Origin of the sequence: Streptomyces sp. TLI_55 (assembly GCF_900206255.1) — a bacterium.
Lineage (GTDB): Bacteria > Actinomycetota > Actinomycetes > Streptomycetales > Streptomycetaceae > Streptomyces > Streptomyces aquilus.
In genome coordinates, this window is the sequence record NZ_OAOJ01000001.1 from 6,155,888 (window position 1) to 6,182,499 (window position 26,612).

At 72.4% G+C, this 26,612-nt stretch carries 20 protein-coding genes; 14 read left to right on the forward strand and 6 right to left on the reverse strand.

The window, feature by feature from the left end; translation table 11 throughout:
* Nucleotides 1–40: 40 nt before the first annotated feature.
* Complete coding sequence (locus CRP56_RS28545; protein WP_097268753.1) at nt 41–2,755, reverse strand: lysylphosphatidylglycerol synthase domain-containing protein; 2,715 nt, start codon at nt 2,753–2,755, stop codon at nt 41–43.
* Between the two features lie 185 nt (nt 2,756–2,940).
* On the opposite strand from CRP56_RS28545, the gene CRP56_RS28550 reads away from it, so the two are divergent.
* The 5 genes from CRP56_RS28550 to nudC all read left to right on the forward strand — a co-directional run bounded on the left by CRP56_RS28550 (nt 2,941) and on the right by nudC (nt 13,187).
* Nucleotides 2,941–3,318 carry an MGMT family protein gene (locus CRP56_RS28550; protein WP_097268755.1) on the forward strand — a complete coding sequence of 126 codons (378 nt, stop codon included), beginning with the start codon at nt 2,941–2,943 and terminating at the stop codon, nt 3,316–3,318.
* A gap of 266 nt (nt 3,319–3,584) precedes the next feature.
* Entirely contained in the window at nt 3,585–7,133 is a 3,549-nt protein-coding gene (locus tag CRP56_RS28555; RefSeq protein ID WP_097268757.1) for an ATP-dependent helicase, read from the forward strand.
* 110 nt (nt 7,134–7,243) lie between these two features.
* A complete protein-coding gene (locus CRP56_RS28560; RefSeq protein ID WP_097268759.1) occupies nt 7,244–10,756 on the forward strand; it encodes an ATP-dependent helicase in 3,513 nt (1,170 codons plus the stop codon).
* A 10-nt stretch (nt 10,757–10,766) separates the two neighbouring features.
* Nucleotides 10,767–12,179 (forward strand): dipeptidase, encoded by a 1,413-nt coding sequence (locus CRP56_RS28565; protein WP_097274557.1) that lies wholly within the window; start codon nt 10,767–10,769, stop codon nt 12,177–12,179.
* Between the two features lie 66 nt (nt 12,180–12,245).
* Entirely contained in the window at nt 12,246–13,187 is a 942-nt protein-coding gene (gene nudC, locus CRP56_RS28570; protein ID WP_097268761.1) for an NAD(+) diphosphatase, read from the forward strand.
* Nucleotides 13,188–13,244: 57 nt separating this feature from the next.
* On the opposite strand, the gene CRP56_RS28575 is transcribed toward nudC, so the two are convergent.
* Nucleotides 13,245–13,487: a mycoredoxin gene (locus tag CRP56_RS28575; protein WP_059192461.1), complete on the reverse strand. Its 243-nt coding sequence runs from the start codon at nt 13,485–13,487 to the stop codon at nt 13,245–13,247.
* A gap of 183 nt (nt 13,488–13,670) precedes the next feature.
* Here CRP56_RS28575 and CRP56_RS28580 point away from each other — a divergent pair, with 183 nt between their 5' ends.
* The 5 genes from CRP56_RS28580 to CRP56_RS28600 all read left to right on the forward strand — a co-directional run bounded on the left by CRP56_RS28580 (nt 13,671) and on the right by CRP56_RS28600 (nt 17,617).
* Nucleotides 13,671–15,872 carry an ATP-dependent DNA helicase UvrD2 gene (locus CRP56_RS28580; RefSeq protein WP_179851146.1) on the forward strand — a complete coding sequence of 734 codons (2,202 nt, stop codon included), beginning with the start codon at nt 13,671–13,673 and terminating at the stop codon, nt 15,870–15,872.
* Nucleotides 15,873–16,038: 166 nt separating this feature from the next.
* Nucleotides 16,039–16,359, forward strand: coding sequence for a hypothetical protein (locus CRP56_RS28585; protein WP_179851147.1), 321 nt, complete (start codon nt 16,039–16,041; stop codon nt 16,357–16,359).
* Between the two features lie 178 nt (nt 16,360–16,537).
* Nucleotides 16,538–16,906 carry a WhiB family transcriptional regulator gene (locus tag CRP56_RS28590; RefSeq protein ID WP_059192459.1) on the forward strand — a complete coding sequence of 123 codons (369 nt, stop codon included), beginning with the start codon at nt 16,538–16,540 and terminating at the stop codon, nt 16,904–16,906.
* Nucleotides 16,903–17,226: a hypothetical protein gene (locus tag CRP56_RS28595; protein ID WP_097268766.1), complete on the forward strand. Its 324-nt coding sequence runs from the start codon at nt 16,903–16,905 to the stop codon at nt 17,224–17,226. Before CRP56_RS28590 ends, CRP56_RS28595 begins: the two co-directional genes overlap by 4 nt.
* A 181-nt stretch (nt 17,227–17,407) precedes the next feature.
* Entirely contained in the window at nt 17,408–17,617 is a 210-nt protein-coding gene (locus CRP56_RS28600) for a hypothetical protein (RefSeq protein WP_097268768.1), read from the forward strand.
* Nucleotides 17,618–17,623: 6 nt separating this feature from the next.
* Here the strand turns inward: CRP56_RS28600 and CRP56_RS28605 are convergent, their stop codons facing one another.
* The gene (locus CRP56_RS28605; RefSeq protein ID WP_097268770.1) at nt 17,624–18,991 is read right to left on the reverse strand and encodes an ABC1 kinase family protein; all 1,368 of its coding nucleotides are present in this window, start codon (nt 18,989–18,991) and stop codon (nt 17,624–17,626) included.
* Complete coding sequence (locus tag CRP56_RS28610; RefSeq protein ID WP_097274561.1) at nt 18,984–20,198, reverse strand: TOMM precursor leader peptide-binding protein; 1,215 nt, start codon at nt 20,196–20,198, stop codon at nt 18,984–18,986. The genes CRP56_RS28605 and CRP56_RS28610 overlap by 8 nt, the downstream gene beginning before the upstream one ends.
* Before the next feature lie 403 nt (nt 20,199–20,601).
* Between CRP56_RS28610 and CRP56_RS28615 the strand changes: the two genes are divergently transcribed.
* The 4 genes from CRP56_RS28615 (at nt 20,602) to CRP56_RS28630 (ending at nt 24,522) form a co-directional block, all read left to right on the forward strand.
* Nucleotides 20,602–21,198 carry a M48 metallopeptidase family protein gene (locus CRP56_RS28615; RefSeq protein WP_097268772.1) on the forward strand — a complete coding sequence of 199 codons (597 nt, stop codon included), beginning with the start codon at nt 20,602–20,604 and terminating at the stop codon, nt 21,196–21,198.
* A gap of 127 nt (nt 21,199–21,325) precedes the next feature.
* The gene (locus CRP56_RS28620) at nt 21,326–23,056 is read left to right on the forward strand and encodes a TerD family protein (protein ID WP_097268774.1); all 1,731 of its coding nucleotides are present in this window, start codon (nt 21,326–21,328) and stop codon (nt 23,054–23,056) included.
* An 11-nt stretch (nt 23,057–23,067) separates the two neighbouring features.
* Nucleotides 23,068–23,748 carry an AIM24 family protein gene (locus tag CRP56_RS28625; RefSeq protein WP_059192454.1) on the forward strand — a complete coding sequence of 227 codons (681 nt, stop codon included), beginning with the start codon at nt 23,068–23,070 and terminating at the stop codon, nt 23,746–23,748.
* 18 nt (nt 23,749–23,766) lie between these two features.
* Nucleotides 23,767–24,522 (forward strand): AIM24 family protein, encoded by a 756-nt coding sequence (locus CRP56_RS28630; protein ID WP_097268776.1) that lies wholly within the window; start codon nt 23,767–23,769, stop codon nt 24,520–24,522.
* Between the two features lie 64 nt (nt 24,523–24,586).
* Here CRP56_RS28630 and CRP56_RS28635 read toward each other — a convergent pair whose 3' ends face one another.
* Together CRP56_RS28635 and CRP56_RS28640 are read right to left on the reverse strand one after the other, a co-directional pair.
* Nucleotides 24,587–25,102, reverse strand: a complete 516-nt coding sequence (locus tag CRP56_RS28635; protein ID WP_097268778.1) for an NUDIX hydrolase — start codon at nt 25,100–25,102, stop codon at nt 24,587–24,589.
* A complete protein-coding gene (locus tag CRP56_RS28640) occupies nt 25,099–26,535 on the reverse strand; it encodes a zinc-dependent metalloprotease (protein WP_097268780.1) in 1,437 nt (478 codons plus the stop codon). Before CRP56_RS28640 ends, CRP56_RS28635 begins: the two co-directional genes overlap by 4 nt.
* Nucleotides 26,536–26,612 lie beyond the last annotated feature (77 nt).

The following is a 26,612-nucleotide window of genomic DNA, read 5'->3' on the forward strand; positions in this document are numbered from 1 at the left end:
GTACGCGCGCGTGCCCCTTGTACGGGACACGCGCGCGTGCCTACAGCGCTCCCTTGCGGGAGAGGTGGTTGAAGGCCAGCCAGCCCGGCAGCACCGGCAGCCACAGCGTCAGCAACCGGTAGAGGAGTACGGCGGGTGCGGCCACCTCGCTGGGCAGGCCCACGGCGATCAGACCGACCGTCAGGGTCGCCTCCACCGCGCCCACGCCGCCCGGCGTCGGAGCCGCGGAACCGAGCGCGTTGCCGGCGAGGAAGACGACGGCGACGCTGGCGATGCTGATCGAGGAGCCCTCGGTGCCGAAGGCCCGGATCGAGGCGTCGAGACACATCACGAAGCAGGCGGTCAGCAGGAGCATGCCGCCGATGCCGGTGAAGAGCTTCTGCGGCCGCTGCAGCACGTCGAGCATGCGCGGCACGACGCCCGCGAAGAGCGAGCGCACGCGCGTGACGACGAACTTCCGCAGGAAGGGCACCGAGGTGACGACCAGGACGAGCACTGCCACCGTCAGCAGACCCGCGATGACCGTCCGGGACGGCGACAGCGACGGCGTCTTCTCGGTGCCGGTCAGATAGCCGAAGGACAGCAGCATCAGGATGTGGCAGCCGAGCCCGAAGAGCTGCGAGGCGCCGACGCTGGCCACCGCGAGCCCGGGCCGCACCCCCTGGCGTTGCAGGAAGCGCGTGTTGAGGGCGACACCGCCCACCGCGGCCGGCGCGACGATCTTCACGAACGACCCGGCGACCTGCGCCCCCACGGTCCGCAGGAACGGCACCCGCTCCGGCACGAACCCCAGCAGCGACATCGCCGCCGCGAAGTAACTGGCCGCCGAGAACAGCACGGCCGCGGCGACCCAGCCCCACTCGGCGTTCTTGATGAGCGGGCCGAACTCGATGTGGGTGAGCTGCGTCAGCAGGAAGTACGCGCCGATGGCACCGGCGATGACACTGATGAGCGTGCGCGGCCGCACCCGCTCCAGACGGGCCGGCTCGACGGGCGCCTGCGGCCTGATCAGCAGCACCTGCTGGCGGATCAGCGTGAGCAGGTCGTCCTCACGGGCCTCCTCCAGGGCCTCGTCGATGGCCCGCTTCTCGGCCCGCGCCTCCGCGCGTACGGCCTTCTTGTCGGGCTTGTCGAGGACCGGCTCGGCGTCCTCGTGGGCCTCGTCGAGCCTGGCCTGCTTGGCCTGCCGGGAGGCCTCCAGGATCGCGTCGCGCTCGCGCTGGGCGCGTTCCCGGGCCAGGGCGCGCAGCGTCGCGCGCGTGGAGCGGCTGAGCGCGATGGGCTGGAGCATCGGCAGACAGTCGGCGACGGCGTCCGGGCCGAGCACGCTCACCGCGGCCGACACCGCGCGTTCGGCGCCCACGCGCAGGCCGAGCGTCACCAGTAGCTGGGAGATGTCCATGCGCAGCAGCAGGTCCCCGGCGGCGATCTCGCCGACGCGCAGATCGGTGAGGATCACCGTGCCGGAACGATCCACCAGAATCGCGTCGCCCACCAGCCTGCGGTGCGCGATCCGCCGGGACTGCAGGGCGCGCACCTGGTGCCAGGTGTCCCGCAGCAGGTCGTCGGTGATCTCCTCGTCCGCCAGCGAGTCGAGGGTGCGCCCGCCGGTGTGCTCGTAGACCAGCATCACGGCGTCGGGGCCGAGTTCGGAGGTGGCGATCAGCTTGGGCGCGTTGGCGCCGGCCGCGATCGCCGCGTAGGCGAGCAGCGCCTCCTGCTCCAGGGCCTGGCGCAGGGAGGGCAGGCTGCTGCGGGTGGCGAAGCCGCGCAGCGTCAGATTGCGCCACGCGCGGTAGAAGAACCCCTGCGCCTGCTGCTCCCGGTCGACCACCGTGACGTCCAGCGGCGGGCCGTCCTCCAGCGTGACGAAGTAGCGCCGGCCGCGGTCACCGGTCTCCGGCGTCTCCGCGACCTCCTCCCGGGCCGCGCTCACCGGGTGGAAGCCGACGTGCCTGAGGCCCGCCATCAGCGTGCGCCCGGTGGGCCGGACGTTGGGCGAGCCGACCGCGTAGAGCGTGCCGTACGCGACGGTCCAGCCGATCAGCACCGTCAGGATGATCGAGAACGGCGTCGTGTAGCCGGTGACGAGCATCGAGAAGGCGTCGAGCATCAGCACGATCCAGAGCACCGCGCGCCAGCGCGGCCTGCGCGACATGCCGACCGCCGTCATGTACGCGATGACCGGCGCGAGATAGCCGTGCACCGGGTCGGTGAGGGCGTGGATGTCGCCGGGGGAGGGCTGGGTGAGCGCCTCCTGGATCGAGTCGGGGGCGGCCTTGGCGACCCAGAGGTCGGTGGCGAGTGTCACACCGTGGGCGAGGACCGCCGCGAGCACGCCGTCGGCGATGCGCAGTCCGTCGCGTTTGATCAGCCGTTCGATCGCGAAGGCGACCGGCACCAGCAGGATGGCGATGCTGGAGGCCAGCCCGGCGATCTTGATGAGCAGGTCGGGCGCCTGTCCGGTGCCCTTGTTGATGTCCTGTTCGAGGCCCGAGGTCGTGCCGTGTGCGAACGCGGCGATCGCCAGCAGCACGGCGATCGCGAGCACGCCCACCAGCAGCCGCATGAGGTCCGAGGGGCGGTGCACGCGCGCGGGGAGGAGGGGTTCGTCGCCCTCGACCTCGTCGGCGTGGACCTCGTCGTCGAAACCGTCCCTGGTCGCGGACGCGTCGTCCGCGTCGCTGGTGCCCGGACGCGACGAAGCGTCAGAGGTGCTCTCCGCGCCCTCCGGGTGCACACCCTGTTGCTTCATCGTCTCTTCTTGATCTCGTATCACCGGTCACCGCCCGCACGATGGTGGCATGCTCCACCGACACACGGGGGCATCAGGGTGCAAACGCGGGGCGCACAGTCTGCCGGAAGCGCCGCCCCAGGGCGAGGGTCACCCGCGGTGGTCAGCGCGTCACATTGTCGGTGGGGTGGGGCAGGATGGGGCGGATGAGTGACGAGAGCCTGCCGCAGGACGTCCCGCCGGACGCGCTGCCGGAGTACGCCGAGCGGGTCCTGGAGGTCGCCGAACTGATCCCGCCCGGGCGCGTCATGACGTACGGCGATGTCGCGGAGTGGCTGGAGGAGGGCGGCCCGCGCCAGGTCGGCCGTGTGATGGCGCTCTACGGAGGAGCCGTGCCGTGGTGGCGTGTCGTCCGCTCGGACGGCGTGCTGCTGCCCGGCCACGAGCTGCGGGCCCTCGGCCACTACCGCGACGAGGGCACGCCCCTGAAGACGGCGAGCAGGGCCGCCGAGGGCCACATACCGCGCCTGGACATGAAACGGGCGCGGTGGGACGGCGGCGAACGCGCGGAGGGTCACACCTGACAGCTTCCGCCATCGGACGGGCCCAAGGGGAGCCTGTGATCCGTACGGGGGAACAGGGGCACGTCCGTGGCATGACGTACGTTCGAGGGGCGAGGGACGTACGTGTCGCGAGTGCCGGGAGTGCCCCGAGGGAAGAAGCGGAAGCCCTGCTTCCGATCCGTTCGTCGGCGTAGCGTCGGCTGCACGCGCCCCGCTCACCCCGCGATCACCGCCCTGCACGCATGGCGGACAGCCAACCAGCACACCCACCAGGACCGGCGAACCACGTGAGCTCCTCTTCCTCCACCAGGCGCCTGCCGCACCCCCAGGTGCGCCAGGGGAACCGTGGCGCTTACCGACTGGTGCGTACCCCGCCGGCCCGAGTGGATCCCCCTCCTCTGGACGCCGCACAGCGCTCCGTGGTTGAGCACAAGGGCGGTCCGCTGCTCGTCCTCGCAGGTCCGGGCACCGGCAAGACCACCACGCTCGTCGAGTCCGTGGCCGCGAGGATCGCCCGTGGCGGTGATCCCGCGCGCGTGCTGGTGCTGACGTTCAGCCGCAAGGCGGCCGTCGAGCTGCGCGACCGCATGGCGCTGCGCATAGGAGCCGCCCGTGCGCCCCAGGCGACGACGTTCCACTCGTTCTGCTACGCGCTGGTCCGCGCCCACCAGGACAGCGACCTGTTCGTGGAGCCGCTGCGGCTGCTGTCCGGCCCCGAGCAGGACGTCGCCGTACGCGGACTCCTGGCGGGCCAGCCCGACCTGGAGCGCCTCGGCCTCGCGCACGTGCGCTGGCCCGACGAACTGCGCGCCTGTCTGACCACCCGCGGCTTCGCCGACGAGGTCCGCGCGGTCCTCGCCCGCAGCCGTGAGCTGGGCCTGGGCCCGGGCGCCCTGGACGCCTTCGCCCGCCGCATCGGCCGCCCCGACTGGCGGGCCGCCGCGGCCTTCCTCGCCGAGTACCTCGACGTCCTCGACCTCCAGGGCGTCCTCGACTACGCCGAACTCGTCCACCGCGCGGTGCTCCTCGCCCACAGCCCCGAGGTCGCCGGGCGGCTCGCCGCGCAGTACGACGCCGTGTACGTCGACGAGTACCAGGACACCGACCCGGCCCAGGTGCGGCTCCTGCACGCCCTCGCCGGCGGCGGCCGCACCCTGGTCGCCCTCGGCGACCCCGACCAGTCGATCTACGCCTTCCGGGGCGCCGACGTGAACGGCATCCTGGACTTCCCGCATGCCTTCCCGCGCGCGGACGGCCGCCCGGCGCCCGTCGAGGTGCTGCGCACCTCCCGCCGCTCCGGCGCCGACCTGCTGGCCGCCACGCGGCTGCTGACCCAGCGCATGCCGCTGACGCGGCTGCCCGCGGAGAAGGTCCGCGCCCACCGCGACCTCGCCCCGGTCCGGGAGGGCGGCCGCGTCGAGGTCTTCACGTACCCGACGCCCGGCACGGAGCTGGACAACATCGCCGACATCCTGCGCAGGGCGCACCTGGAGGACGGCGTGCCCTGGGGCGAGATGGCCGTCCTGGTACGCGCCGGATCGCGCACGATCCCCACGGTGCGCCGGGCGCTCACGGCGGCCGGGGTGCCCCTGGACATCGACGGCGACGACCTGCCCCTGCGCCACGAACCGGCGGTGGCACCGCTGCTGACGGCACTGCGGGCCGTGGCCATGGCGGAGGCCTCGGCGACGGGCGCGGAGGAGAGCGCGGGCGCCCCTGGCGAGGCGGCGGCTCATGCGGCAGCGGCTCATGCGGAGTCGGCTCCTGAGGGGACCGCTGTAGGCGAGGCCACCGCTGAAGGCGAGGCCACCTCTGAAGGCGCCGTTTCCGAAGAGGCCGCCCCCGAACCGTCCGCCTCAGAGCCCACCCCCGCGGACACCGACGCCCCGGCCCCCGCCGCCCCGGACACCGATGCCCTGGCCCCCGCCTCCGCGGACACCGACGCCCCGCCCCCCGCCCCCTGCTGGCTCGACACCGAGACCGCCCTCGCCCTTCTCACCTCCCCCCTCGCCGGCATGGACGCCGCCGACCTGCGCCGTCTCGGTCGGGCCCTGCGTGACGAGGAGCGTGCCGCCGGCAACCCCCTTCCGCCGCCCTCCGACGAGCTGCTCGCGCGGGCGCTGGCGGAGCCGGAGCGGCTGGCCGTGCAGGACCCCGCCTACGCGCGCGGCGCCCAGCGCCTGGGCGCGCTGCTGCGCAAGGCCCGGGAGCGTCTCGCGGGCGGCGGCAGCGCCGAGGAGGCGCTCTGGGACCTGTGGAACGGCACCCCCTGGCCCAGCCGCCTGGAGCGGGCCGCCCGGCGCGGCGGCGCGGCCGGCCGCAACGCCGACCGCGACCTGGACGCCGTGTGCGCGCTGTTCGCCACCGCCGCCCGCGCGGAGGAGCGCAGCGGGGGCCGGGGCGCGCTGAACTTCCTGGAGGAGATCGACGCCGAGGACATCGCCGCCGACACCCTCACGCGGCGTGCCGTACGTCCCGACGCCGTCCGCCTGATGACCGCGCACCGCTCCAAGGGCCTGGAGTGGCGCCTGGTGGTCGTCGCGGGCGTCCAGGAGGGCCTGTGGCCCGACCTGCGGCGTCGCGGCTCCCTCCTGGAGGCCGACCGCATCGGCCGCGACGGCCTCGCCGAACCACTCACTCCGGGCGCGCTGCTGGCGGAGGAGCGCCGCCTGTTCTACGTCGCCGCCACACGTGCGCGTGAGCGCCTCGTCGTCACCGCGGTGAAGGCCCCGGCCGACGACGGCGACCAGCCCTCCCGCTTCCTGACCGAGCTCGGCGTCGAACCCAGTGACGTCACCGGCCGCCCCCGCCGCCCCCTGTCGGTCGCCGCGCTCGTCGCCGAACTGCGCGCCACGACCGTCGACCCGCGCGTGTCGGACGCCCTCAGGGAGGCCGCCGCCCGTCGCCTGGCCCGGCTCGCCGCCCTCACCGACGAGGACGGCCGCCCGCTCGTCCCGTCCGCCCATCCCTACCGCTGGTGGGGCATGTTCGAGCCGACCGAGTCGAAGGTGCCGCTGCGCAACCGCGACGAGCCCGTCGTGCTCTCCGGCAGCGCCCTCGACCAACTCGCCAACACCTGTGCCCTGCAATGGTTCCTGGGCCGCGAGGTGAAGGCCGACGCGCCCGCGACCGTCGCCCAGGGCTTCGGCAACGTGGTGCACGTCCTCGCCGACGAGGTCGCCTCCGGACACACCCCGGCCGACCTCGCCGTCCTCATGGAGCGCCTCGACTCCGTGTGGAACGCCCTCGCCTTCGACGCGCCCTGGAAGTCGGCCCAGGAGAAGGAGAACGCGCGCGTGGCGCTCGAACGCTTCCTCATGTGGCACGTCATGGACCGCACCGGCCGCACCCCGGTCGCCAGCGAGCACGACTTCGACGTCACCCTCGAAGCCGGCGACTACGAGGTGCGCATCCGCGGTCAGATGGACCGCGTCGAGGCGGACGGCGAGGGCCGCGCCTATGTCGTCGACTTCAAGACCGGCAAACAGGCCCCGACCGCGCGCGAGGTGGAGCACCACCCGCAGCTGGCCGTCTATCAGCTCGCCGTCCGCGAGGGCGCCGTCGACGAGGCCTTCGACGGCGTGCATCCCGAGCCGGGCGGCGCCGAACTCGTCCAGCTGCGCCAAGGTGCCGCCAAGCGGGACGGCGGCGAGACCCTGCCCAAGGTGCAGGCACAGGAACCCCTTCAGGGGGAGTGGGTCGGCGACCTGCTCGCCACGGCGGCCGGGAAGGTGCTCGACGAGCGGTTCACCCCGACCGCCGGCCAGCACTGCACCCACTGCGCCTTCCGGGCGTCGTGCAGCGCACGCCCCGAGGGCCGCCACGTGGTGGAGTGAGCCCGCGTCCCGGTTGTGACCAGTCGCACCACACGTGCTGACCTGCGCTTCTTCCGAACCGAGAGGCGATTCGTCCTCGACTGTCAGTGGCCGCCGCTAGCCTCTCCGACATGCCCGCCCGTATCACCGATCCCGATCAGCTCAAGGAGCTCCTCGGCATCCCGTTCACCCCGGAGCAGACGGCCTGCATCATCGCACCGCCCGCCCCGCAGGTGATCGTGGCCGGTGCCGGCTCGGGCAAGACGACGGTGATGGCGGCCCGCGTGGTGTGGCTGGTGGGCACCGGCCAGGTGGCCCCCGAACAAGTCCTCGGCCTCACGTTCACCAACAAGGCCGCCGGTGAACTCGCCGAGCGCGTCCGCAAGGCGCTCGTCAAGGCGGGCGTCACCGACCCCGACGTCATCGACCCGGACAACCCCGCGGGCGAGCCGGTGATCTCGACGTACCACGCCTTCGCCGGCCGCCTCCTGACCGACCATGGCCTGCGCATCGGCCTCGAACCGACCTCCCGGCTCCTCGCGGACGCCACCCGCTACCAGCTCGCCGCGCGCGTGCTGCGCGAAGCCCCCGGCCCCTACCCGGCGCTGACCCGCTCCTTCCCGGACCTCGTCGGCGACCTCCTCACCCTCGACGCCGAGCTCGCCGAGCACCTCGTACGGCCGGAGGCCCTGCGCGCGTACGACGCCGAGCTGCTGCTCGCCCTCCAGGGCGCCAAGCTCACCAACGCCGACCTGCGCAAGGTCCCCGAAGCGGCCGCCGCCCGCCGCGAACTGGCCGAACTGGTGGTCCGCTACCGGGCCGCGAAACGCGAGCGCGACCTGCTCGACTTCGGCGACCAGATCGCCCTGTCCGCCGAACTCGCCCAGATCCCCGAAGTGGGACGCGTCCTGCGCGACGAGTTCCGGGTCGTGCTGCTCGACGAGTACCAGGACACCTCGGTCGCCCAGCGCATCCTCCTGGCGGGCCTCTTCGGCGGCGGCACCGGCCACCCCGTGACCGCCGTCGGCGACCCCTGCCAGGCGATCTACGGCTGGCGCGGCGCCTCCGTCGCCAACCTCGACGACTTCCCCGAGCACTTCGCCCACGCCGACGGCCGCCCCGCCACCCGCCAGGCGCTCAGCGAGAACCGCCGCAGCGGCGGCCGCCTCCTCGACCTCGCCAACGGCCTCGCCGAGCCCCTGCGCGCCATGCACGCGGGCGTGGAGGCCCTCCGCCCGGCCCCCGGCGCCGAGCGCGACGGCCTGGTGCGCTGCGCCCTGCTGCGCACCCACGCCGAGGAGATCGACTGGATCGCCGACTCCATCGCCCATCTGGTGAACACCGGCAAGGCACCCGGCGAGATCGCCGTCCTGTGCCGCACGGCGACCGACTTCGCCGAGATCCAGGGCACGTTGGTCGCGAGGGACGTGCCGGTGGAGGTGGTGGGCCTCTCGGGCCTGCTGCACCTACCGGAGGTCGCCGACCTCGTCGCCGTCTGCGAAGTCCTCCAGGACCCCGGCGCCAACGCCTCCCTGGTCCGCCTGCTGACCGGCCCGCGCTGGCGCATCGGCCCGCGCGACCTCGCCCTCCTGGGGCGCCGCGCCCGCCTGCTCGTGTCCCACGCGCGCGTGGACGCGGGCGACGACCGGGACCGGCGGCTCGCGGAGGCCGTCGAGGGGGTCGACCCGTCCGAGGTGATATCGCTCGCGGACGCTCTGGACACCTTCCTGGAGCTGCCGTTCGACACCGAGCACGAGGACGACGGCCTGCCGTTCTCGCCGGACGCGCGCGTGCGGTTCGCGCGGCTCGCCACCGAGCTGCGCGAACTGCGCCGCTCGCTCGCGGACCCGCTGATGGACGTCCTGCACCGCGTCCTCGCCGTCACCGGCCTGGAAGTCGAGCTGTCGGCGTCCCCGCACGCCCTGGCGGCCCGCCGCCGCGAGACCCTCTCCAACTTCCTGGACGTGGCCGCCTCCTTCGCCGCCGGCGACGGCGAGGCCACCCTGCTGGCCTTCCTAGGATTCCTGCGCACCGCCGCCCAGTACGAGAAAGGCCTCGACAACGCCCTCCCCGGCGGCGAGAACACCGTCAAGGTGCTCACCGCCCACAAGTCCAAGGGCCTCGAATGGGACGTCGTCGCCGTCCCCGGCCTGGTCACGGGCACCTTCCCCAGCACCCAGGGCCGCGAGAAGTGGACCGCCCAGGGCAAGGTGCTGCCGCACGACCTGCGCGGCGACGCCGCCACCCTGCCCGACGTCGAGGCCTGGGACTCGCGCGGCCTGAAGGCCTTCCAGGAGGCCATGAAGGACCACCAGCACACCGAGGAGCTCCGCCTCGGCTACGTCACCTTCACCCGCCCCCGCTCCCTCCTCCTCGGCTCCGGCCACTGGTGGGGGCCGGCGCAGAAGAAGCCCCGTGGCCCGTCGGACTTCCTCCAGGCGCTGCGAGACCACTGCGAGGCCGGGTTCGGCGAGATCGAGGCATGGGCCGACGAACCCGCCGAGGACGAGGAGAACCCGGCCCTGAGCCAGGCCACCGTCGACCAGGTGTGGCCGCTGCCCCTGGACGACACGTCCCTGGCCCGCCGCCGCGCCGCCGCCGAGACGGTCCTCGCCCACCTGGAGCGCCTGGCCTCCCGCGCGGACGGACACGCACCCGACCCGGACGACTACGAGGACCCGGACTGGCCGCCACCACCCGAGGACGACGACGTCCCCTACGAAGAGGACCCCTCGGCGGCGGACGACCCGGACGACTGGGACTCCTGGACCACGGACCGCCCCTCGGTCCCGCACCAGGCGACCGCCCCGGGACCCCAGGCCGAGGCCCCGCAGGCGCTCCCGCATCCCGCGCAGCCGGAACCCGAGCGGGAGCGCCCCTTCGCCCCGGAGGAACCCTTCACGCTGGAAGAGGCCCGCACCCTAGCCTCATGGGACCGCGACCTCGACGCCCTCACCGGCGAGCTCCTGCGCGCGCGGGAGGCCGTCACCGAGGTTCCCCTGCCCGCGTCGCTCACCGTCTCGCAGCTCCTGCGGCTGGCGGAGGACCCGGACGGGTTCGCGCAGGAACTCGCGCGCCCCATGCCGCGCCCCCCGCAACCGGCCGCGCGCCGGGGCACCCGGTTCCACGCCTGGGTGGAAGCCCGCTTCGAGGAGCTGACGCTGCCCCTGCTGGGACCGGAGGAGCTGCCGGGCGGCGACGAGACCGACATCGCCGACGAACGCGACCTGGAAGCCCTCAAGGACGCCTTCGAACGCACCGAGTACGCCCACCGCACCCCCCACCGCGTGGAGGCCCCCTTCCAGCTCGCCATCGCCGGACGCGTGGTGCGCGGCCGGATCGACGCCGTCTACAAGACGGACGACGGCGGACGGACGACGTACGAGATCGTCGACTGGAAGACCGGCCGCGACCGCACCGGCGACCCCCTCCAGCTCGCCCTGTACCGGCTCGCCTGGGCTGAGCAGCAGGACGTGCCCCTGGAGTCGGTCACGGCCGCGTTCGTGTACGTCCGCAGCGGCGAGGTCGTACGGCTTGACGACCTTCCCGCGCGGGGAACGCTCGAGCGACTGTTGCTGGACGAGCCCTCCCCGCCAGCAAACTGTGAGGAACCGCCCACCGAGGATGTCGGTGCGGGCCGATAGGCTCGTGACCATGAGCCATCCCGTTGACAGCGTCGTCAGCGCCGTCCGTGCGTACATCGAGCAGCACCGCGCCGTCTTCCTCGACGACCTCGCCGAGTGGCTGCGCATCCCTTCCGTGTCGGCCCAGCCCGACCACGCCCCGGACGTGCGCCGCAGCGCCGACTGGCTCGCCGCCAAGCTGACCGAGACCGGCTTCCCGACCGCCGAGGTCTGGGAGACCCCGGGCGCCCCCGCCGTCTTCGCGGAGTGGCCCTCCGACGTCCCCGGAGCGCCCACGGTCCTCGTCTACGGCCACCACGACGTGCAGCCGGCCGCCCTGGCCGACGGCTGGCACAGCGAACCCTTCGAGCCCGTCGTCCGTGACAACCGCCTCTACGCGCGCGGGGCCGCCGACGACAAGGGCCAGGTGTTCTTCCACACACTCGGTGTCCGCGCCCACCTCGCCGCCACCGGCCGCACGGCCCCCGCGGTCCACCTCAAGCTGCTGATCGAGGGCGAGGAGGAGTCCGGCTCCCCGCACTTCCGCGCCCTCGTCGAGGAGCGCGCGGACCGGCTCGCCGCCGACGCCGTGATCGTCTCCGACACCGGCATGTGGTCCGAGGACACCCCCACCGTCTGCACCGGCATGCGCGGCCTCGCCGAGTGCGAGATCCAGCTGCACGGCCCCGACCAGGACATCCACTCCGGTTCCTTCGGCGGCGCCGTGCCCAACCCGGCGACCGCCGCCGCCCGCCTGGTCGCCGCACTCCACGACGAGCACGCACGCGTGGCCGTCCCCGGCTTCTACGACGGCATCGTCGAACTCACCGACCGCGAGCGCGCCCTCTTCGCCGAGCTGCCCTTCGACGAGGAGCAGTGGCTGCGCACCGCCAAGTCGTACGCCACCCACGGCGAGGGCGGGCACACCACGCTGGAGCGCATCTGGGCCCGCCCCACCGCCGAAGTCAACGGCATCGGCGGCGGCTACCAGGGCGCCGGCAGCAAGACGGTCATCCCGTCCTCCGCCCTGGTGAAGCTGTCCTTCCGGCTGGTCGCCGGGCAGGAGCCGGACCACATCGAGAAGATCGTCCGCGCGTGGGCGGCCCAGCAGGTGCCCGCCGGAATCCGGTGCGAGATCACGTTCAGCGGGGGCACCCGCCCGTGTCTGACCCCGCTCGACCACCCGGCCCTGCAGTCCGTCGTCCGCGCCATGGGCCGCGCCTTCGACAAGCCCGTCCGCTTCACCCGCGAGGGAGGCTCGGGGCCGGCCGCCGACCTCCAGGAGGTCCTCGGCACGCCCGTGCTCTTCCTCGGCATCTCCGTCCCGTCCGACGGCTGGCACGCACCCGACGAGAAGGTCGAGCTGGACCTCCTCCTCAAGGGCGTCGAGACCACCGCGTACCTGTGGGGCGACCTGGCGGAGCACTGGCGCCATGAGCCCTGAACCTCGTCCGTCCCGCCGAACCGCCCGCCGAAACAATCCGTTCCACCGGGGGAGTTGGAAGCACCCGTGACCACCTGGACCGACCACACCGCCGACCGACCCATCTCGCTCACCGCCCCGAGCGGCATCGACCGGGCCGCCCACCACCGGCTCGACGAGGCCTGGCTCGCGGCGGCCTGGAGCCACCCCACGACGCGCTGCTTCGTGGTCTCCGGCGGTCAGGTCCTCATCGACGAGACGGCCGACGGCCGCACCGAACTCGTCATGACGCCCGCCTTCGAGGCCCCCCTCACCGAGGCCCACCGCTACTTCCTCGGCATCGACGAGGACGGCGTCCGCTACTTCGCCCTCCAGAAGGACGCCCTGCCCGGCCGTATCGACCAGTCCGCCCGCCCGGCGGGCCTGCGGGAGGCGGGCCTGCTGCTGTCGCCGCGCGAGGCGGGCCTCATGGTGCACGCGGTCGGCCTGGAGAACTGGCAGCGCACCCACCGCTTCTGCTCCCGCTGCGGCGAGCGCACGGTCATCGCCGCCGCCGGGCACATCCGCCGCTGCCAGGCCTGCGGCGCCGAGCACTACCCGCGCACGGACCCCGCCGTGATCATGGCCGTCACCGACGAGGACGACCGCATCCTGCTCGGCCGCCAGGTCCACTGGCCCGAGGGTCGCTTCTCGACGCTCGCCGGCTTCGTCGAACCCGGCGAGTCCATCGAGCAGGCCGTGCGCCGGGAGGTCTTCGAGGAGGCCGGCATCACCGTCGGCCAGGTCGAGTACGTCGCCAGCCAGCCCTGGCCGTTCCCGTCCAGCCTCATGCTGGGCTTCCTGGCCCGTGCCACCTCCACCGAGATCAACGTCGACGGCGACGAGATCAGCGAGGCCCGCTGGTTCTCCCGCGACGAACTGGGCGCCGCCTTCGAGTCGGGCGAGGTCCTGCCGCCGTACGGCATCTCGATCGCGGCCCGCCTGATCGAGCTCTGGTACGGCAAGCCGCTGCCGACGCGCAGCGTCTGAGCATGCGAAAGGGGCCGCTCCCAGTCGGGGAGCGGCCCCTTCGGCTCATCCGCCCGCTCAGGCGGCGATCTTCTGCTTCACCTGGGCCAGCGACGGGTTCGTGAGCGTCGAACCGTCGGCGAACAGCACGGTCGGGACCGTCTGGTTTCCGCCATTCGCCTTCTCCACGAAAGCGGCGGACGCCGGGTCCTGCTCGATGTTGATCTCGGTGTACGCGATGCCTTCGCGGTCCAGCTGCTTCTTCAGCCGCTGGCAGTAACCGCACCACGTGGTGCTGTACATCGTCACAGTGCCCTGCATGTCTCGCGCGCTCCTCTGATGGCTCGGGGGAAGAGGTCGTCCAGTGGGGGAACGTACGCGACCGGGTCACCATTCCCACCCGGGGTATGCCCGCACGTGACGCCTGCCGCATTAGTACGACTGCGGGCCCCTCCCTGTGGACAACCGGCACAGCCGTCTCCGCCGACCTGGCAGCATGGCGGTGTGACAGCAGCAACGCACTCCACCCTCTTCCCGCAGGTACCGGACTCGGCCGACGCGGTGCTCGAAGGGCTCGACCCCGAGCAGCGCGAGGTGGCCACCGCCCTGCACGGCCCGGTGTGCGTGCTGGCCGGCGCGGGGACGGGCAAGACCCGGGCGATCACCCACCGCATCGCCTACGGAGTGCGGGCCGGCATCCTCCAGCCCTCCAGCGTGCTGGCCGTCACCTTCACCAACCGCGCCGCCGGAGAGATGCGCGGCCGGCTGCGCCAGCTCGGCGCCGCCGGGGTCCAGGCCCGCACCTTCCACTCGGCCGCCCTGCGCCAGCTCCAGTACTTCTGGCCGAAAGCCGTCGGTGGTTCCATGCCCCGGCTCGTCGACCGCAAGATCCAGCTCGTCGCCGACGCGGCCGCCGCCTGCCGCATCCGCCTCGACCGCGGAGAGCTGCGGGACGTCACCGCGGAGATCGAGTGGTCCAAGGTCACCCAGACCGTCCCCGGTGACTACGCCCTGGCCGCCGCCAAGGCCGGCCGCGAGGCCCCCCGCAACCCCGCCGAGATCGCCCAGCTCTACGCCGCCTACGAGGACCTCAAGCGCGAGCGCGCCGTGATCGACTTCGAGGACGTCCTGCTGCTCACGGTCGCCGTCCTGCAGGACCGGCACGACATCGCCGACCAGGTCCGCGCCCAGTACCAGCACTTCGTCGTCGACGAGTACCAGGACGTCAGCCCCCTCCAGCAGCGGCTGCTGGAACTGTGGCTCGGCGACCGCGACAGCCTCTGCGTGGTCGGCGACGCCAGTCAGACGATCTACTCGTTCACAGGAGCAACTCCCGACCATCTACTCGACTTTCGCACCCGCCACCCCGGCGCGACCGTCGTCAAGCTGGTCCGCGACTACCGCTCCACCCCCCAGGTCGTCCATCTCGCCAACGGCCTGCTCGCTCAGGCCAGCGGCCGCGCCGCCGACCACCGGCTGGAACTCATCTCCCAGCGTGCCCCCGGCCCCGAGCCCGTCTACACGGAGTACACCGACGAGCCCACCGAGGCCGAGGGAGCCGCCCGCCGCATCCGCGAGCTGCTGGCCGCCGGTGTCCAGGCCGCCGAGATCGCCGTGCTGTTCCGCACCAACGCCCAGTCCGAGACCTACGAACAGGCCCTCGCCGACGCCGGCGTCCCCTACCAGCTGCGCGGCGCCGAGAGGTTCTTCGACCGCCCTGAGGTGCGCAGAGCCATCGTCAACCTGCGCGGCGCGGCCCGCTTCGGCGGCAACGACGCGCGGCTGGACGACGCCCCCGACCTGCCCTCCCAGGTCCGTGCCGTCCTCTCCGGCGAAGGCTGGACGTCCGAGCCCCCCGCGGGCTCCGGCGCGGTGAGGGAACGCTGGGAATCGCTCGCCGCCCTGGTGAACCTGGCGCAGGACTTCACCGCCGCGCGATCCGACGCCACGCTCGCCGACCTCGTCGCCGAACTCGACGAGCGCGCGGGCGCCCAGCACGCCCCGACCGTCCAGGGCGTCACCCTCGCCTCCCTGCACTCGGCCAAGGGCCTGGAATGGGACGTCGTCTTCCTGGTCGGCGTCGCCGAGGGCATGATGCCGATCACCTACGCAAAGACCGACGAGCAGATCGAGGAGGAACGTCGCCTCCTCTACGTAGGAGTCACTCGCGCCCGCGAACACCTCCATGTCTCCTGGGCGCTCTCCCGGTCGCCCGGCGGCCGCCCCAACCGCCGCCCCAGCCGCTTCCTCGACGGACTGCGCCCCGGCTCGGTCATGACGGCGGGACGGACCGCCACCGCGGGCTCCGGGGGCGTCGAGCGGGGCTTCACGGGCGGCGCGGCGGCGGACGCCGTGCCCCGCCGGACCCAGCGCACCCCCGCCCGCTGCCGGGTCTGCGGACGCACGCTCACCGACGCCGGCGAGATGAAGCTGATGCGCTGCGAGGACTGCCCCTCCGACATGGACGAGGGCCTCTACGAGCGGTTGCGCGAGTGGCGCGGGATCCAGGCGCGGCTCAGCGGCCAGCCGGACTTCTGTGTCTTCACGGACCGGACCCTGATGGCCATCGCCGAGACGGAGCCGAGCAGTCCGGTCGAGCTGTCGCGCATTCCCGGCGTCCTCAAGCGCAAGCTCGAGCGTTACGGAGCCGATGTTCTGGCCATCTGCGCAGGCCACGACCCCGGGGCGGAAGAAGTTGGGGACTGAAGCGAACTCGTCGAAAAAATAGTTTGCGCATGCCCCAGCAATCCCCATAGGTTCTTAGCCACGGGAACAGAGGCCTTCTCGGAGGCCCTGATTCCGTGCTGTACTTACATACCCGAAGGACTGGCTCACCCCAGTTCCCCCGAGACGCCGAGAGGAGGCGAGTCCAGTGACCAGCATCAACGCCAGCTTCACCGCGAAAATGACCGATCGCTCGGTCGTCGCCTCCCTGTGCATGCTCGCCGTCTCGAACCAGGGCACCGGTCTGTCCGGCATTCGTGTCGCCGGCCCGGCGTCCTCCTCCGTGTCTCTCGCGGGTCTCCCCGTTCGTGAGCGCAATGAGCGACCGACCAAGGCACTGGAAGCAGTAGAGGGACAGGCGCACGCCTATGCCTTTACGGCCGCCGGTGCCGGAAGCCGGAAGCAGGCAACGCAGCACCACCTGATGTGGGCCTTCCGTGGGCCAGAACCCTGGAGTGATCCAGCCTGATCGACGATCAGGCCGGCGCCTTCAGGGCCGCGGAACCCCATCCGGGATCCGCGGCCCTTCTGTTTGTCCTCCAACGGGGATGACGGAGCGAAGGGGCCTCGGGACAAGAAAAGAACCCGGTACCAAGCCGACCACCGGCCCCAACAGGGCCGGACCGACCAGACGAGGAAGACCAACCGTGCAACTCGAAGCGCACGCCCCGTCCGTACCGCCCTCAGAAGCGATCCCCAAGCCCGGCCTCACGGAGGACTCCACCTTGACCCCGCTCACCGCGCTCACCGCGCTCGACGACGCCATCGAGAACCTCGGCGTACCCGTCCCCTGCCGCTCCTACGACCCGGAGGTCTTCTTCGCCGAGTCGCCGGCCGACGTCGAGTACGCCAAGTCCCTCTGCCGCACCTGCCCGCTCATGGAGGCCTGCCTCGCCGGCGCCAAGGAGCGGCGTGAGCCCTGGGGCGTCTGGGGTGGCGAGCTGTTCGTCCAGGGTGTCGTCGTCGCCCGGAAGCGGCCCCGTGGTCGCCCGCGCAAGAACCCGGTCACAGCATGAACACCGCAGGAACGATCGACCGCCCCCTCACGCACGACCCCAAGAAGCAGGCCCCGATGAAGCCGTCCACCACCGAGCCCGCCGGCTCCGCGATTCCAGACTTCACCACCGTTGGCGCCACCGACTTGCGCCAGAACAGGACCCGAGAGATGCAACTCCAACCAGAAGCCCTGGCACGTGCGCATATGCACGAGCGACTGCACGCCGCGCAGCAGGAGCGCCGGGCCGTGAGCCTGGCGGCCGCGCGCCGGATGCAGCGCAAGGCCGAGCGCGCCTCGATGCGTGCCCGCCGTGCGCTGGCCATCGCGGTCATGCAGTAACCAGCACCACCTGAAGCGGTGGCCTCCCCCGACTCCGGGAGGCGAAAGCTCCCCGCGGGGGCCGGTCCGTCCGAACGGGCCGGCCCCCGCGGCGCGTTGCGCCCGGGTTCCGACGGGAACGCTGCGTACGGAACGGTGCGTTGCGCCCGGCGTCCCACCGGCACGGCGATATCGTCGCCGCGTGACGAGTCATCCCGGCGGAAGTGACCAGGGCGGCTCCGCCCCGGAGCCCGAGACCCTGGTGTGTGCCCGCTGCGGCACCACCGCCGAGGGTCCCCGGCCCACTTGGACCTGTTCCGTGGAGAACGGCGTCCGCCAGTACTTCTGCGACACCTGCTCGCGGGAGAACCTCAGAGCGATCGAGGGGCGGCTGGACTCGGCCTGGTGGTAGCCCCGCTCAGGCCTCCGCCGCCGGCTCCTCGACCGCGTCCTCCTCCGGCACGAATCCCGGCAGCCACGCCTCCAGTTCCTCGCGCAGCCGGACCGTCGCGCCCAGCTGGCACAGGACACCGATCGTGCTGAGCGTCACACGGTGGATCAGCAGATACGCCGGCGGCAGGTTGAGCTGCTTGCCCAACTGGTAGGCGGGGGAGCGGATGTCGGCGATGCGGGCCGCCTGGCTGCGCATCCAGCCACGGGTGAAGGTGAACTCGTCCACCAGGGCCGGCTCGATGATCGGTCGGAGGTAGTCGAGGACGGCGTCGGGGTCCAGCTCTATGGAGTCCTTGACGAAACCCTCCTCGCGCAGCAGCTCGTAGACGGCCTCCGCCTCCTCGTCGAGCGTCATGCGCAGCGAGTCCCCGATGGGGGTGGGCAGACCGCCCGGCAGACGGTCGACGGTGCCGAAGTCCAGCACACCGAGCCGCCAGTCCTCCTCGCCGTCCGGACCGCCGGGCAGCAGACGGAAGTTGCCGGGGTGCGGGTCGGCGTGGAGCAGGCCGGTGCGGGCCGGGCCGGAGAACAGGAACCGGGCCAGCAGCTGGCCGGCGCGGTCGCGCTGCTCCTGGGTGCCGTCCGAGATGACCTCGGACAGCGGGACACCCTCGATCCACTCGGTGACCAGGACCTGGTCGCACTGGTGGACCACCGCCAGCACCACCACGTCCGGGTCGTCCGCGAACTCCTCGGCGTGCACCTGCTGGGCCTGTGCCTCCAGGCCGTAGTCCAGTTCCTCCGAGACCCGGTCCCTGAGCTCCGCGATGAGCGGCTTGATGTCCATGCCGGGAATCAGCGGACCCAGCAGACGGGCGAAACGGCTCAATTGGTTCAGGTCGGACAGCAGTGCCTCGCCGGCGCCCGGGTACTGCACCTTGACCGCGACCTCCCGGCCGTCGTGCCACACGCCCCGGTGCACCTGGCCGATCGACGCCGCCGCGGACGGCTTGTCCTCGAACTCCAGGAACAGCCCTTGCCAGTCCTTGCCGAGGCGCTCCTCCAGCACCCTGTGCACGGTGCGCGTCGGCATCGGAGGCGCGGCCTCCTGGAGCTTCGTCAGGGCCGCCCGGTAGGGACCGGCGACCTCCTCGGGCAGCGCCGACTCGAAGACGGACAGGGCCTGGCCGAACTTCATCGCGCCGCCCTTGAGCTCGCCGAGCACCTTGAACAGCTGCTCGGCGGTGCGCTGCTGAAGCTCACGGCCGACGATCTCCGCGGACTCCCCGACGATTCTCTTGCCGAGCCCCCAGGTCGCCCGGCCGGCGAAGCCGAGCGGGAGCGCGGCGAGCTTGGCGGTCCGGGTGACCGCCTTCCGGGGAAGATCAGACATGCGCCCTCCAAGTCCCAGCCGGCCGTGCGGCGGCTGCCTTGCGGCGTGACTCCATCGACGGCCCTTGTTCCGCCATTGTCTCGTGCGACTCCCCGGCAGTGGAGGTGAGTTCTCCCTTACCTTTCTCCGCGGCCCCGCACGGGCATGCCGGATGGGCCCAGACCGGCCGCGCATGCCAGTTGAGAGCGGGCAGCGAGACCTCCCACCGGGCACCGGCACTGGACGGCACCCTGCCGTCGAGGAAGGCGAGTGCGTGCGCCGCCGCCAGCCCGGCGACCGTCGTGGCCAGCGCCAGGTCGCACGCCGGTACCCTACGCACCCGTCGCGCACCCGACCGCCACTGGGCGACCAGCCGGGGCCAGGCCGGGTCCCGGTCGGTGCGCCACTCGTGGAGACAGCCCGCGCAACTCGTCTCGCCCGGCAGGACGAGCGGACCCACCACACCGGTTCCCTCCACGACACCGGCGTACAGATGGGGTGTACCAGAGCTGACGAAGGTGTCGGCCGACGGCGGCGCGTGGACGGAGACGTCGTCGCGCGGGGCGAGGATCACCAGCGAGAAGCCGGGGTCGCCGTCCTCGGGCGGTGACTGCGGGCCGCGGCGCAGCGGGTTGTCCGGTGCGCAGTGGCGTACGGCCCGTCGGCCCGCCTCGTCCCTGCGGGCGCCGACGGATTCGGCGGGCAGTCCGCCCGGTGCGACGTCCCATGGTTCGACATGGCCGCCGTCACGCACGTCGACCTCGCCGATGCCGGCGGCCGACAACAGGGAGGCCAGCACCGCGCCGACGCGGCCGGCGCCCCGTACCTGGACACGCAGGGTGCGGCGGGTGGCCAGGAGTTCCATCGCCTCGCCCGGTTCGGACGTGGTGAGGGACAGCGAGGCCAGGTCGGGGCGGAGCCGGTCGAGGAGCTTCTTCTTCCGCCGCAGGGTCTCGACGGCCGGGCTGCCGCCGCGCGCGTCGTCGAGGAGCCCGGCGCGGGACAGCCGCTCCAGCAGCCCGTCGACATGACTCTCCGGCAGATCGAGTTGCCGCCCCTCCTCGCGCAGCAGCGCCGGGCCGCGGGTGCCCTTGAGCAGTTCGAGGAAGCTGCCCGTCGCCGTGTCCATCGGGCCCAGGGTCATCGCGTGCGCCGGAGTCATGCCGAACTGCACGGTGTTGAGGTCACGCCAGCCGCGTCGCAGCGCGGGCTTCAGGAGCGGCACCAACGGGATCCGCACCGGCGGAGGCCCGGCCTCCGGCACCGGCGGAACCTCCACCGCCCCCGCTTCCTTCGACGCCGGAGCCGACGCACCGCCCGACCCCGCAGTCGGCGCACCGCCCGGCGCCGGAACCGACGCACCATCCGTCGCCGCAACCGGCGAAGTCTTCGACCGCATGGCAGGCCCCCGTAGCCCTCGTGGAACAACCCCGTACGCCGCTGCGAGCCCTCCCGGTGGCCGGTCGTGGATCCGGCGGCGAGTGCCAGCATGCCCGGACGCGACGGACCGTGCCGAAAGTTGTCCACAGGCGGGGTGTATTCGTCGTACAAATCAAACGCATGGTGGGGGATCGGCACCGAACCGTCCCGGAGTCGGGACTTCCGCCGTGTACAGCGGGTAACGTCGGGGCGTGTCCGCCGACCCACTGCACCGTGCCGGTACACCACAGCGCAGCACGACGAGCCAGCCGCCGAGCGGCTCCGGGGCGACCGCGATCGAGGTGCGCAGGAGCGCCCGTCGACGCCGGACGGTCTCCGCGTACCGCGAGGGCGATCGCACCATCGTGCTGATCCCTGCCCGGATGTCCGAGGCGGAGGAGCAACGCTGGGTGAGCGTCATGCTCGACAAACTCGCCGCCCAGGAGAGCAAGCGGGTGCTCGGCGACGCCGAGCTGGCCGAGCGCGCCGAGCGGCTGTCGGCGCAGTACTTCGGCGGCCGCGCCAGGCCCAAGTCGGTGCGCTGGGTCACCAACCAGAACACGCGCTGGGGCTCGTGCACCCCCTCCGAGGGCAGCATCCGTCTCTCGCACCGGCTCCAGGGCATGCCCGAGTACGTCGTCGACTACGTCCTGCTCCACGAGCTGGCGCATCTGCTCGTGCCGGGGCACGGACCGCGTTTCTGGCGGCTGCTGGAGGCGTACCCGCGGACCGAGCGGGCCCGGGGTTACCTCGAAGGGGTGGTGGCCGCCGAGCGGTTGCCGCATGTGCCGGGCGCGCGCGATGAGTGATCCGCGTCCCTGAGCGTGCCCGGGCGGGGGATTGTGTACCGGGTCTGTACCGACTTCGTCCACTCCTGGCGTTTGCCGTTAGCCTGACGCGACGCACTCGCATTTGGATGGGGGACGGTCGTTACGCATGGCCAGGGAATTCCAACGCGGCCACAAGGCCAAGGTCAGTGACCTCACCGCGGGCACCGATCTGTACGTAGGCGTGCAGATCACCGGCCCCGGACTGAGCTTCGACATCAGCTGCTTCGGCCTCGACGCCGAGGAACGGCTCTCGGACGACCGGTACTTCGTCTTCTTCAACCAACCGAAGTCCCCCGAGGAGTCCATTCAGCTCCTGGGCGCCCAGGCGGGCGACACGGAGTCCTTCCGGGTCACCCTTGACCGGATCCCGGCGCAGATCCAGAAGCTGTCGTTCACCGCGACGATCGACGGCGCCGGGCAGATGTCGCAGGTCGCCCCCGGCTACCTGCGGATCGTGGCGGGCGGCGAGGAGGTGGCCCGCTACTCCTTCAACGGCTCGGAGTTCTCCACCGAACGCGCCGTGATGCTGGGCGACCTCTACCTGAAGGACGTCTGGCGCTTCGCCGCGGTCGGACAGGGCTTCGACGGCGGTCTGGAAGCGCTGCTGAAGAACTTCGGCGGCGAGGTGCTGGAGGAGACCCCCGCGGCCCCCGCTCCCGCCCCGCAGCAGCCGCAGCCCGGTGCCGCGCCCGGATTCGCCCCGCCGCCCCAGGCCGCCGCCCCGCCCGCGTTCGGAGCCCCGGCCCCGCAGCCCGCACAGGCCTTCGCGCCGCCGCCCGGAGCGACCCCGCCCCCGGCACCCGCCCCGGCCCCGCAGCCGGCGCACGGATACGCGCCGCCGCCCGGTGCCACCCCGCCCCCGGCGCCCGCACCGAACGTGCACGCCCAACCCACCATCGTCGCGCCCATGGCCCCGCCCGGCGGCGCCCCGGTGCCGCCCCCGGCACCCGCGCCCGCCGCTCCCTACGGCCAGCCGCAGCAGCCGTACGGCCAGGGCGCCCCCCTGCCCCCCGGCTACGGCGGCCAGCCCCAGGCCCCGGCGGCCCCGCACGCCCCGGCCCCGCCGCCCGGCTATGGCCAGCCGACTCCGCCTCCCGGCTACGGTCAGCAGCCCCCGTACGGCCAGGTCCCGGGCCAGCAGGCCCCCTACGGCGCCCCTCAGGGTGCGCCCCAGGGACCCGGAGTCGCCGCCGCGCTCCAGCAGTTCAAGGAGACGCCGACCGGGCAGCGCTGGACGCAGCAGAACAAGAAGATGGTCCGCGTCGACCTCGGCATCGGCGGCCAGCCGGTGCTCGCCCGGCAGGGCAGCATGGTGCTCTACCAGGGCAAGGTCGACTTCAGCTACAAGGGCGCCGGCTTCGCCGGCCGGATCGTGGGCAACGCGACCGGCCAGGAGATGCAGCTGATGCGCTGCACCGGCCAGGGCCAGGTGTTCCTCGCCGAGAACTCCACGATGCTCCACCCGATCGAACTCCAGGGCGACGGCATCTGCGTCTCCGCCGAGAACGTCCTCGCCTTCGACGAGGGCCTCCAGTACGAGGTCCGCCGCATCGAGGGCCACGGCATCCCCGGCGGCGCGCTGTTCACGATGCAGTTCACCGGCACCGGCACGATCGTCGTGAAGACCCACGGCACGCCCGTGGTCCTCCCGGTCACGCCCACGACGTTCGCCGACGCCAACGCCGTGGTCGCCTGGTCGTCCGCCGCGCAGGTGGTCGTCTCCAGCCAGGTGCGGATGCGCCGCAACGCCTACCCCGGCGACACCGGAGAGAGCGTCAACCTCCAGTTCCGGGCCGCTCCCGGCAACTTCATCGTCGTCCAGCCGTACGAGATCTGAGGGAGCCCGTCATGAACCAGCCGCTCGCGGGCTACGCCCCGGCACCCGTCACCGCCCGCATGGAGAACCACGGCAACCACATGCTGAAGGTCGCCATGCAGACCGGCAACGACCTCTTCGCGCGCGTGGGCTCGATGGTCGCCTACGAGGGCTTCGTCCAGTACGAGCCCAACCCGCCCGCCGTCCGCCAGATCGCCAAGGACTGGCTGACCGGCGAGGGCGCGCCCCTGATGAAGTGCTCCGGCGACGGACTGCTCTACCTCGCCGACTACGGCGCCAACGTCGTCGTCATCAACCTCAACGGCGACGGCATCTCCGTCAACGCCACCAACCTGCTCGCCTTCGACGCGCACCTCCAGTGGGGCGTGGAGCGGGTCAAGGGGCTGGCCAAGTTCGCCGGTCAGGGCCTGTGGAACACCAAGATCTCCGGGCAGGGCTGGGTCGCGCTGACCTCCCGGGGCAAGCCGATCGTCGTCGACTGCGGCGGTGGCGAGGACGAGACGTACGTCGACCCGGACGCGCTCGTCGCCTGGTCGCCGAACCTCAAGGTCAAGGGCAAGCGCAGCTTCAAGGCGCAGTCGCTCATCGGCCGGGGCAGCGGCGAGGCCTACCAGATGGCCTTCTCCGGCCAGGGCATCGTCGTCGTCCAGCCCAGCGAGGACAGCACCGACCGTCTCCGGGTCCGGGGCTGAGGGGGAGCCAGAAACGCCATGCAGAGCCCGATTTTCGCCTACAACGACCAGCAGACCCAGGACCGCTGGAGCCTGCAGAACAAGCAGATGCTCCGCGTCACCCTGGAGGGCCACGACGACATCCTCGCCCGCAAGGGCACGATGGTCGCCTACCAGGGGCTGATGGAGTTCGACGCCGAGTACCAGTCCAACCAGCAGGGACGCGCGCGTGCGTACACCGGCGAGGGCCTGGACCTCATGCGCTGCCACGGGCAGGGCACGGTCTACCTCGCCAACCTCAAGCAGCACGTGCACCTGGTGGACGTGGAGCAGGACGGCCTCACCGTCGACAGCTCCTACGTCCTCGCCATGGACTCCTCGCTGCACCACGAGGTCATCGCCGTCGACAGCCTCTACGGCATCTCCGGCTCCGGGAAGTACCAGCTCAACATCACCGGCCGCGGCAAGGTCGCCCTCATGACCTCCGGCATGCCGCTGATGATGCAGGTCACCCCGGACAAGTACGTCAACTGCGACGCCGACGCGATCGTCGCCTGGTCGACCTCGCTGCGCGTCCAGATGCAGGCCCAGACGCACTCCACCGGGGTGTTCCGGCGCCGCGGCAACACCGGTGAGGGCTGGGAGCTCAGCTTCATGGGCAGCGGTTACGCGATCGTCCAGCCCAGCGAGCTGCTGCCGCCGCAGAACGCCCAGATCGGGTCCGGCCTCGCCGCCCAGTACGGGATGGGGCAGCAGGGGGCACGCGGCCAGAACCAGGGCAACGTCTGGAGCTGACCGCCCGGACAGCAGACGTAAGGGGCGCCCGCCATTGCGGGCGCCCCTTACGCATGTCACGGCGTCACAGTCTCGCGCGCGTCGCTTCCAGCAGGCGTACGACCGACTCGTCCGCCACGTCCGCGACCTCGTCGTAGGCGAACCAGCGCAGGTCCAGGGACTCGTCGCTGATCGCCTCCACGGCGTCTGCCGGGGCCAGGGCCGCGTACTGGACGTCGAGGTGCCAGGCGCACGGCGTGTGGTGGCGGTCCAGGCGGACCGGGCCGCCCGGCAGCAGGGCCAGCCCCGGGATGCCGGACTCCTCGGTGCCCTCGCGAAGGGCCGCCGCCTCCAGCGTGTCGTCGGCCGGCTCGCAGTGGCCGCCCATCTGGAGCCACATCCGCAACTTCTTGTGAAGGGTGAGCAGCACGCGCCCGCGTGACGGGTCGATCACCAGCGCGCTCGCCGTGATGTGCCCGTCCCCGCAGGCCTTCCACATGCCGTCCGGTTGGGCCGCCAAGTGGTCGAGGTACGTCTGGCGCAGGTCGGGCTGGTCCTCGTAGCCCTTCAGCACGAGGACCGCGTCGTCGTACAGGCTCACTCGGTGTCGTCGCCCTTGTCCTCGTCCTTCTTCTTCAGGTCGGGCTTGTCCGCCGCCTCGCCGAGCATCTTGTCCAGCTCGGAGAAGTCCAGCTGCTCGCGGTGCACGAAGCCGTCCGGGTCGTCCAGGTCGGAGGCGGTCGGCAACATGTCCGGGTGGGCCCACAGGCCGTCCCGGCCGTCGACACCGCGCGCGTCCGTGAGCGAGGCCCACAGGCGGGAGGCGTCCCGCAGCCGGCGCGGGCGCAGCTCCAGGCCGATCAGCGTGGCGAACGTCTGCTCGGCCGGGCCGCCCGAGGCGCGACGGCGACGCAGCGTCTCGCGCAGCGCGTCCGCGGACGACAGACGGGGCTTCGCGGCCGCGTGGACCACCGCGTCGACCCAGCCCTCCACGAGCGCCAGAGCCGTTTCCAGGCGGGCCAGGGCCGCCTTCTGCTCCGGGGTGTCCTCCGGCTGGAACATGCCCTGCTGCAACGCGTCCTGCAGCTGCTCGGGGTTCTGCGGGTCGAACTGGCCGACCACGTCCTCCAGCTTGGCGGTGTCGACCTTGATCCCGCGGGCGTAGCCGTCGACCGCGCCGAACAGATGCGAGCGCAGCCACGGCACATGCGCGAAGAGGCGCTGGTGGGCGGCCTCGCGCAGGGCGAGATACAGCCGCACCTCGTCCTTCGGGACGCCCAGGTCCTTGCCGAACGCCTCCACGTTCACCGGCAGCAGCGCGGCCTTGCCGGCCGGGCCGAGCGGCAGGCCGATGTCGGTCGAACCGATGACCTCGCCCGCGAGCACGCCGACGGCCTGCCCGATCTGCGTGCCGAACATGGCGCCGCCCATCGAGCGCATCATGCCGATCAGCGGGCCGGCCATGGCCTGCATCTCCTCCGGCAGGACGTCGCCCATGGCGGTGCCGACGCGCTCGGCGACCGGGTCGACGAGCTCCTTCCAGGCGGGCAGGGTCGCCTCGACCCACTCCGCGCGGGACCAGGCCACGGCGGAGCCCGCGCCGGACGGCAGGGACGTGGCGTCGTCGAGCCACAGGTCGGCCAGGCGGACGGCCTCCTGGACCGCGGTGCGCTCGGCGGGGCCGACGCTCGCGTCCTTGGTGCCGTCAGCGGTGCCCTGGGCGACCGTCTGGCGGGCGATCTGCTTGGCCATGTCCCAGTTCACCGGGCCGCCCTCGTACGAGAGCATCTGGCCCAGCTGCTGGAACGCGGCGCCCAGGTCGTTGGGGTTCAGCGAACCGAACATGGCAGCGAAGGGATTGTCGGCACCAGGACCGCCGGGGCCACCGAAGCCACCGGCTCCGGGCAGCCCGCCGAAACCGAACGGGTTGGCCGGGCCCTGACCACCACCGCTCTGCTGGTCCTTCTTCTTGCCCTCGTCGCCGTCTTCCGGCTCCTCCGGCGGAAGGCCGAATCCGAATGGGGTGTCACTCACGGGATTCCTCGGCTGGTAAGGCCACCGGTGTCCCGGCGGCGCGACTGCCCGATAACACCACCCAGCGTAGACACCGC